The sequence below is a fragment of the Pseudogemmobacter sp. W21_MBD1_M6 genome (genome assembly GCF_052119585.1).
Taxonomy (GTDB): Bacteria; Pseudomonadota; Alphaproteobacteria; order Rhodobacterales; family Rhodobacteraceae; genus JBGQOJ01.
In genome coordinates, this window is sequence record NZ_JBGQOJ010000055.1 from 1 (window position 1) to 5,760 (window position 5,760).

7 protein-coding genes are annotated in these 5,760 nt (G+C 61.1%); 6 read left to right on the plus strand and 1 reads right to left on the minus strand.

Annotated features, from left to right (window positions below; all coding sequences use genetic code 11):
• Nucleotides 1-3: 3 nt before the first annotated feature.
• The 5 genes from ACEN2R_RS20550 to ACEN2R_RS20570 all read left to right on the plus strand — a co-directional run bounded on the left by ACEN2R_RS20550 (nucleotide 4) and on the right by ACEN2R_RS20570 (nucleotide 3,368).
• On the plus strand, nucleotides 4-318 hold the full coding sequence (locus ACEN2R_RS20550; protein WP_442044768.1) for a phage holin family protein: 315 nt from the start codon (nucleotides 4-6) through the stop codon (nucleotides 316-318).
• Between the two features lie 74 nt (nucleotides 319-392).
• Nucleotides 393-1,370 carry a C40 family peptidase gene (locus ACEN2R_RS20555; RefSeq protein WP_442044755.1) on the plus strand — a complete coding sequence of 326 codons (978 nt, stop codon included), beginning with the start codon at nucleotides 393-395 and terminating at the stop codon, nucleotides 1,368-1,370.
• Nucleotides 1,346-1,624, plus strand: coding sequence for a hypothetical protein (locus tag ACEN2R_RS20560; protein ID WP_442044757.1), 279 nt, complete (start codon nucleotides 1,346-1,348; stop codon nucleotides 1,622-1,624). Before ACEN2R_RS20555 ends, ACEN2R_RS20560 begins: the two co-directional genes overlap by 25 nt.
• A 268-nt stretch (nucleotides 1,625-1,892) precedes the next feature.
• Nucleotides 1,893-2,912 (plus strand): glycine-rich domain-containing protein, encoded by a 1,020-nt coding sequence (locus tag ACEN2R_RS20565; RefSeq protein WP_442044759.1) that lies wholly within the window; start codon nucleotides 1,893-1,895, stop codon nucleotides 2,910-2,912.
• Between the two features lie 12 nt (nucleotides 2,913-2,924).
• Nucleotides 2,925-3,368, plus strand: coding sequence for a hypothetical protein (locus tag ACEN2R_RS20570; RefSeq protein ID WP_442044761.1), 444 nt, complete (start codon nucleotides 2,925-2,927; stop codon nucleotides 3,366-3,368).
• 111 nt (nucleotides 3,369-3,479) lie between these two features.
• Here ACEN2R_RS20570 and ACEN2R_RS20575 read toward each other — a convergent pair whose 3' ends face one another.
• Nucleotides 3,480-3,635 (minus strand): hypothetical protein, encoded by a 156-nt coding sequence (locus tag ACEN2R_RS20575; RefSeq protein WP_442044764.1) that lies wholly within the window; start codon nucleotides 3,633-3,635, stop codon nucleotides 3,480-3,482.
• Between the two features lie 255 nt (nucleotides 3,636-3,890).
• On the opposite strand from ACEN2R_RS20575, the gene ACEN2R_RS20580 reads away from it, so the two are divergent.
• Nucleotides 3,891-5,759 carry a hypothetical protein gene (locus ACEN2R_RS20580; RefSeq protein ID WP_442044766.1) on the plus strand — a complete coding sequence of 623 codons (1,869 nt, stop codon included), beginning with the start codon at nucleotides 3,891-3,893 and terminating at the stop codon, nucleotides 5,757-5,759.
• Nucleotide 5,760: the final 1 nt, after the last annotated feature.

Sequence of the window (5,760 nt, forward strand, 5' to 3'; positions counted from 1 at the left end):
GGCATGGGCGGCGACAACAGCTTCATCGAGACCATCAATGCGCTGTTCGGCGGGGCGGTCACCACGCTGATCGGGGCATTTACCGGCCGGCTGATGTATCACTCGGGCGAGGTCAAGCTGGGCCGGCGGCGGTTCTTTGGCAAGGAGCTCTTGTGGGAGATCCCCGTTGCCATCGGCATGGCGGTCATCGGCGAGGCGGCGGCGAATTACCTCGGGCTGGGCCAGCAGGTCAGCACCGGGCTTGTGGCCACGCTGGCCTACCTTGGACCGCGCGGAGCCGAGGCGCTGATCTGCAGCTGGCTCGGGCGCAAGAAGTAACCCCGCATCAATTCGAACGAGATCACACACGCCGCCTATCCCGGGCGGCGGTTCCTTTGGCATGGGAGAGCCACATGACGCCCTATGATACCGCCCGCACCTATATCGGCACGACCGAAGGCCCGGGCCCTACGGACAATCCGAAGATCCTCGAGATGTATGCCACCATCGGTCAGGACCGGGTCGAACATGATGATGTGGCCTGGTGCGCGGCCTTTGTCGGGCATTGCCTCGAGCAGGCCGGCCTCCGCTCGACGCGGAAACTGACGGCGCGGTCCTATCTGGAGTGGGGCGTGCCGCTGGAACTGGCGGAGGCGCAAGAGGGCGACATCGTCGTGTTCCGGCGGGGCAGCTCGTCCTGGCAGGGCCATGTCGGCTTCTTTGTCGCGCAATCCGGCCAGATGATCGAGGTGCTGGGCGGCAATCAGGGCGACGCGGTCAATATCAAGCGCTATGCGGCGTCAAAACTGCTCGGTGTGCGCCGGGCCGGGACTGTCGCCCCCCGCGTGACGATGAGCACAGCGCAGGTGCAGACGGCGCTCGACGGGCTGGGCTATCACGAGGTCGGCCACGCGGACGGCATCCTGGGCAGCCGCACCCGCGGCGCGATCCTGGCCTTCCGCGCCGATCATGACCTGCCGCTGGTGCCAATCATTGACGCGGCACTTGTAGACGCGCTGGCCCGCGCCCCGCGCCGCGCCGTGTCGCCCGAGCGGGCCGCAGGCATGCCCGAGGGCTCGCGGATCGTAACGGCGGCCAATGCCCAGATCGGCCTCGGGGCGATCGGCGTCGCGGGATCCGTTGCCGGTCAGATCACGCCGGCGCTGGACCAGATCGAGGCGGCACAGGGCATTGCCGCCCGCGCGCTGGTCCTGTTCGGCCTTGAGGGCGCGCTACCCGCCCTCTTGCCCTGGATCGGGGCGGCGCTGTTTGTCGGTGTAATAATTTATGCGGTGCGGGCGCGAGCAGCGCGGATCGAGGATTACCGGACCGGTCGCAGCCCGGGTTCGGGCGGGGGGTCAGTAAGATGGTCGCGTTTTGTCTATCGCTGATCCCGGCGTTCGGCCGGCGCCTTGCCCTCGCGGGCGCGCTCCTGCTTGCGGCGATCGTCGCGCTCTACACCCTGTGGCGCAGCGGTCGGGCGGCGGGCGCGTCGGCCTATGCCGCGCGCCGCACCGAGGCCCGCATCCGCAACATGATCATAGCAAAGGAAACCCGCCATGAGGTGGACACCACAAGCGATGCTGATCTCGATCGCCGTCTTGACCGCTGGATGCGCGACGGGCCTCCGCCAGCTTCCAAGTGACTGTGATTGGGCCGATCCAATCCGGCCGTCGCGCGATGATGTGCTGAGCCCCGGCACCGCGCGCCAGATCCTCGCCCATAACGAAACCGGCGCGCGGATCTGCGGGTGGCGGCCGTAAGCCGTGACCCTGGTTGAGGGGCCTGCCATCCAGACCCACTATCAATAGCGCCCTTGATGGCGGCCCACTCCGATCCCGCGCCGTTGAGATCGGTCAACCCGTCTCATCTCCAACAGTCCCGCTCAGATGAGCCCATGAACAGGAGGCCATATGGCTATCAGGATGAAGCGCTCGGCCGTGCCGGCCAAGGTGCCGACCACCGCCCAGATCGAGCTCGGCGAGCTTGCCGTCAACACCTATGACGGCAAGCTCTATATGAAGAAAAACGATGGCACTGACGCCATTGTCGAGATCACGCGGGCAGCGGCGACCCAGGCCGAAGCCGAAGCAGGCACCGACACCATCAAGGTCATGACGGCCCAGCGGGTAAAGCAGGCGATCTTCACGTTCAGCCCGCCCCCCGTGGTGATCGAATATCTGGTCGTGGCGGGCGGCGGGTCGGGCGGCGGCGCCTACTATGCAGGGGGCGGCGGTGGCGGTGGGGTGCTTGCAGGATCACTCACCCTGCTCGCGGGGGAGGCCCTCTCCGCCGTGGTCGGCGCGGGTGGCGCGGCCCCTCTGCCCTTGGGCGGCGTCGGGACCCGTGGCGGGAACTCCAGCCTCGCCACAGTGGTTGCCACCGGGGGCGGCTATGGTGGCTCTTACACCGGGGCAGCGCCCGCAAGCGGCGGGTCGGGCGGCGGCGGCTCTCTCTACCAGTATTCCGCCGGTAGCTTTGGTGCGGGGATCGCCGGACAGGGCAAAAACGGGTCAATCGGGGCAAACAACTCGGGCGGCGGCGGTGGAGGCGGCGCAACTGTCGCGGGCGGTGCCAGCTCTGCCGGTCGAGGCGGCACGGGGGGCGCCGGGTTTACCTCGGACATCTCCGGCACCCCCCAGGTCTATGGGTCCGGCGGTGGTGGCGCGTCCTACACCTCCACACTTCCCGGCCTTGCGGGGGACAACGCGGGCACCGGCGGGTACAGTCCTGCAGGGGCTGCAACAAGTGGCGTCGACGGGTTCGGTGGTGGCGGTGGCGGACAGCGCAACGATGATGATTCCGGGTCCGGTGGCAGTGGCGTGGTCATTGCGCGCTACCCCGGTCCTCCCACCCTGACGGGCGGCACGATCACCGAAGTCGGCGGCTACACGATCCACACATTCCTGTCCTCCGGGACGCTTGCCTACTGACGGGGGCCCGTAATGGCAAAATTTGCACAAATCGACGGCACACTGGTTACAAATGTGATCCTCGCCGATGCCGCGCACGTCGCCACTCTGAAGGGCGTCTGGGTGGAAGAAACCGGGTCCACCGGCCTGGCCCGCGTCGGCATGGCCTATGCCCCGGACACAGGGACATTCCAGGCGGACGCCCCCTATATGGAGGCGGACCACCTGCACGACTTGCGAAAAACCATGGTCTGCTCCCGCCTGCAAGGGCGCCTCGTGCTCGGCCCGGACACCTGTGCCGCCCTCGATGCAATGGCCGAGGATCCCGACACGCTCTGGGCGATGCGCGAGACGATCAAGAACGCGGGCGACTGGCGGCGCCTGAGCCCGTCCATGGACGAATTGGGTTACCTGCTGGGATACTCGCACGAGGCCATGGACGCGCTGTTCGGGCAAGCCATGGCGATGCAGGTGTGATGCGCTAATAGTTTTGGACTGACCAGATTGGACCTAGCGGGTTTTCGTTCCGGTCATTTGAGAGCAATACTCGCCATCAAGGAGACTGGAGACGGTAGCGATAGACAGTGACTAATTCTTGCGCAGTCTGCAAAGCCGCCAGCCGCCAGCCGCCAGCCGCCTAAAGCCCTCGGCGAGAAATGTGGAATGGACTGCGAAGACACCATCGCCGTCGATCTGCGCGGGAATGTCATGACCTGCCAAAACACTGGTGCCAAGGGGGCGCATAAGATTCGGCCATGTCGCCGACTTTGATAGCAGATCGTGTTCGACGCCCCGAGCGCGATTGCCTGGTGAGCGGGCATTGGGACTTCTCTCAACGCTCAGTTGGATATTGCAGAAAGGATACTGTCGGTTCCGCGACTTGCTGATTGCCATATAGCCGTAAGAGCTAGAGCCGTCGCAACTTCTCCTTTTTTGCCAAGCACTTGTGCCACTTACTGAGAAGTGATAACGTACAAAACAAAGGGGCTATTTGGCAAAATGACGTTACGGATATTGTCGGGGACGCCCAATAGAGAAACGCGCAATGCAGAGCTGTTGAGGGACGCACTTATAGCAAGCGAACCGCGCTTAGATCATCCAGACATCACCGCGGACATCTTGTGCAGCCTTTCCTTACCTGGTCGTGAGATAGACCTTGTGTTGCTCTATCACGACGCGCGGGATGAGAGACTTCATCTCAAAACGCCGGAAGGTACGCCGATCCACTCTTTTGTGTTGGTGATCGAGGTAAAGCAGCATTCGCCTGACTTGATCCGCTTCGAAGGCCCCAGAGTTCTTGTGCGCTATGATCAACTGTGGAGTGATGCCACATATCAATGTGACGAGCAAACTTGGGCTCTGAAGCGTTATCAGAAATCCACCTATAAGGGTAAAAATCGCCGCCAGTCCACATTTGTGCAGCGAGCGATCTGGTTCCCGCGCGCGCAAGAGTCTGCCTTTGACGGCATCCCAGCCAAGAGCAGCGTGCCCGTGCATTTCGCCGATCTCAACTGGAACGGGCTGGTCGATGGTTTCGTCACCAATAGGGGCAGCGTACGCACGCTAGTCGATCATTTTGATCATCCGACACATCACAGTATCGAGACGTTGCGCGCGCTTTTGACACACAAGGTAAGTCCGACAAGATTGGATCTGCGGCGCGTAAACGCTCTTACGCAAACCCGCTTTGACGCAGACAAGACGGCATATATCCAAAATCTAGGAAACGGGCTTCTAATTCTGCGCGGGCGCGGTGGAACAGGTAAGACTTTTGCATTAGTCCAGGTTGCATTGCACCTTGCCAGGCAAGGAAAGCGCACCATGATGTTAACGTATAATCACGGATTAATTGCCGACATCAATCGCGCTCTTCGCTTTATCGAAAAAAAAGACCTAACGTTGAACCCATTGCCGAAGTTGAAAACTCGCTATGCTTTTGTGCAGGATATTTTCACACAGACTTTTGGCATGGCGGCCGAGGAGGCTGTCAAAACAATACCGGATATTGGCGCGCGCGAGGAGCGTCGCCTTTTCGATCTAATGAACTATGAAAATCCAATAGAGCACGAGTATGATTTTGTTTTGGTTGATGAGGGCCAAGACTGGGAGGAAAAGCAGCGCGATCTTATGTTCCGTCTTGTCGGTCCCGAGCATGTAGTGGTCGCAGACGGTGTAGATCAGTTCGTAGGGCAGGATCGCTGCAATTGGGACCAAGGCGACATTCCCATTAACCGCCGCCACGGGTTGCGTGCATCGCGCCGTACAAAGGCAGCGACCTGCCAAACTGTAGCTGAGATAGCGCGTGAATTAGGTCTTTCTGATTGGGATCTTGTACCAGACCCAGACACCCATGGCGGGCGTTTCACTGTCATGATTGAACCAGACGCGCGGCGTGCTGTCGAGCGCGGACTTGATATATTGGAAAACGACCAGCGTCAGGAAAGCACGATCAAAGCAGTTGACAATCTTATTTGCCTGCCCTCCGCAAAAATGGCGAAGGGGATCAACTTCGCTGCTCTCTTTGACGAAGCCACTGAAGTCAATGCACGTGATAGCTGGCGCGGATTTGAAGAGGAGGACCGGCGAACTTACCCGTTGAGAGACGGACAGTTGCGCGCCATCCAGTATAGTTCCTGCCGCGGTATGGAAGGCTGGACGACAGTTTGTTTGGGATTGGACGCCTTCTTTGATTTTCAGCTTAGAAATCCGCGTATTGACGCGGCAGGACTTGAAACTTCACTGCGCGCAAAGGAAGGAATATTTTGGCAAAGTAAATTTGACGAGAAGATTGCCTGCGTATTCCGGAGCGATCCGGCCAGCGATTCCGAAAGTATCCGGCCACCCATTCCGATTTTATCCGGCCACTGAT

What these genes read in the sequence shown, in the direction of transcription:
- ACEN2R_RS20550 (WP_442044768.1), top strand. Translation starts at nt 4, where the DNA reads ATGGGCGGCGACAACAGCTTCATCGAGACCATCAATGCGCTGTTCGGC.
- ACEN2R_RS20555 (WP_442044755.1), top strand. Translation starts at nt 393, where the DNA reads ATGACGCCCTATGATACCGCCCGCACCTATATCGGCACGACCGAAGGC.
- ACEN2R_RS20560 (WP_442044757.1), top strand. Translation starts at nt 1,346, where the DNA reads ATGGTCGCGTTTTGTCTATCGCTGATCCCGGCGTTCGGCCGGCGCCTT.
- ACEN2R_RS20565 (WP_442044759.1), top strand. Translation starts at nt 1,893, where the DNA reads ATGGCTATCAGGATGAAGCGCTCGGCCGTGCCGGCCAAGGTGCCGACC.
- ACEN2R_RS20570 (WP_442044761.1), top strand. Translation starts at nt 2,925, where the DNA reads ATGGCAAAATTTGCACAAATCGACGGCACACTGGTTACAAATGTGATC.
- ACEN2R_RS20575 (WP_442044764.1), bottom strand. Translation starts at nt 3,635, where the DNA reads ATGCGCCCCCTTGGCACCAGTGTTTTGGCAGGTCATGACATTCCCGCG.
- ACEN2R_RS20580 (WP_442044766.1), top strand. Translation starts at nt 3,891, where the DNA reads ATGACGTTACGGATATTGTCGGGGACGCCCAATAGAGAAACGCGCAAT.